The sequence below is a fragment of the Stenotrophomonas sp. HMSC10F06 genome (genome assembly GCF_001807865.1).
Lineage (GTDB): Bacteria > Pseudomonadota > Gammaproteobacteria > Xanthomonadales > Xanthomonadaceae > Stenotrophomonas > Stenotrophomonas bentonitica_A.
This window is the reverse complement of the sequence record NZ_KV791258.1, coordinates 74,819-75,999: the sequence shown is the minus strand read 5'-3', so window position 1 is coordinate 75,999 and position 1,181 is coordinate 74,819. Positions and strand designations below refer to the sequence as shown.

Below are 1,181 nucleotides of genomic sequence, written 5' to 3'. Positions count from 1 at the left end.
TGATGTCCTAGGCCTCTAGACGATGGGGACGCATAAACTCATCAAATTGTTCAGCACACCGAACGGCCTAAGGTCCGGAGTGGTGGAGCCAGGCGGGATCGAACCGCCGACCTCCTGCATGCCATGCAGGCGCTCTCCCAGCTGAGCTATGGCCCCACGTTGTACCGCGAGCCGCCTAGTATATCTGCCTGTTCACGTTTGTGGAAGCCTTTCGGGCATCCGCATCGCAACCGCAGTAGGCGGTGAACAAAAAGACCCGGCATGCCGGGCCTCGGTGTTCTTCTGATGAGTGGCGTCCCCACGGGGATTCGAACCCCGGTCGCCACCGTGAAAGGGTGATGTCCTAGGCCTCTAGACGATGGGGACGCGTTAAACCGAATTTTGGCTTCTATCGGACGGCCTGTGTCCGGAGAAGTGGTGGAGCCAGGCGGGATCGAACCGCCGACCTCCTGCATGCCATGCAGGCGCTCTCCCAGCTGAGCTATGGCCCCACAGTTGTGCTGCGAGCCGCCTATCATAGCGGCGGTCTTGCCGAATGGGAAGAGGGTCGTCAAACAAAAAGCCCCGACCGAGGTCAGGGCTGTTTGTTTGAAGCTGGCGTCCCCACGGGGATTCGAACCCCGGTCGCCACCGTGAAAGGGTGATGTCCTAGGCCTCTAGACGATGGGGACGCGTTAAACCGAATTTTGGCTTCTATCGGACGGCCTGTGTCCGGAGAAGTGGTGGAGCCAGGCGGGATCGAACCGCCGACCTCCTGCATGCCATGCAGGCGCTCTCCCAGCTGAGCTATGGCCCCACGATGCTGGAGGCGGAATTCTACGCGGCCGTGAAGCATTCGCCAAGTCTTTTTTCTGAAATACCGAAGAAAGAATGCATGCAGGCATCCATCTGCAGAGGCTGATCGTTGCCCGCGCGAGTGCACCAGCACGCACGCGATAAAACAGGCCGCCAATGCCGAGCGTTGCTCGATGCGGCACAAACAAAAAGCCCCGACCGAGGTCAGGGCTGTTTGTTTGAAGCTGGCGTCCCCACGGGGATTCGAACCCCGGTCGCCACCGTGAAAGGGTGATGTCCTAGGCCTCTAGACGATGGGGACGCACGAAAACTTCAAATTTTGTCACTGCAATCTGATCGGCCTAATGATCGGATTGGTGGAGCCAGGCGGGATCGAACCGCCGACC

7 tRNA genes (1 of these 7 cut by a window edge) are annotated in these 1,181 nt (G+C 59.5%); all 7 read right to left on the bottom strand.

The window, feature by feature from the left end:
• Positions 1 to 80: 80 nt before the first annotated feature.
• A tRNA-Ala gene (locus tag HMPREF3113_RS03620) sits at positions 81 to 156 on the bottom strand.
• Between the two features lie 134 nt (positions 157 to 290).
• Positions 291 to 366 (bottom strand) — tRNA-Glu (locus tag HMPREF3113_RS03615).
• Between the two features lie 49 nt (positions 367 to 415).
• Positions 416 to 491: transfer RNA gene (locus HMPREF3113_RS03610), tRNA-Ala, on the bottom strand.
• A 104-nt stretch (positions 492 to 595) separates the two neighbouring features.
• Positions 596 to 671 (bottom strand) — tRNA-Glu (locus tag HMPREF3113_RS03605).
• A 49-nt stretch (positions 672 to 720) separates the two neighbouring features.
• Positions 721 to 796 (bottom strand) — tRNA-Ala (locus tag HMPREF3113_RS03600).
• A 224-nt stretch (positions 797 to 1,020) separates the two neighbouring features.
• Positions 1,021 to 1,096 (bottom strand) — tRNA-Glu (locus HMPREF3113_RS03595).
• A gap of 53 nt (positions 1,097 to 1,149) precedes the next feature.
• Positions 1,150 to 1,181: transfer RNA gene (locus HMPREF3113_RS03590), tRNA-OTHER, on the bottom strand (it continues 48 nt past the right edge of the window).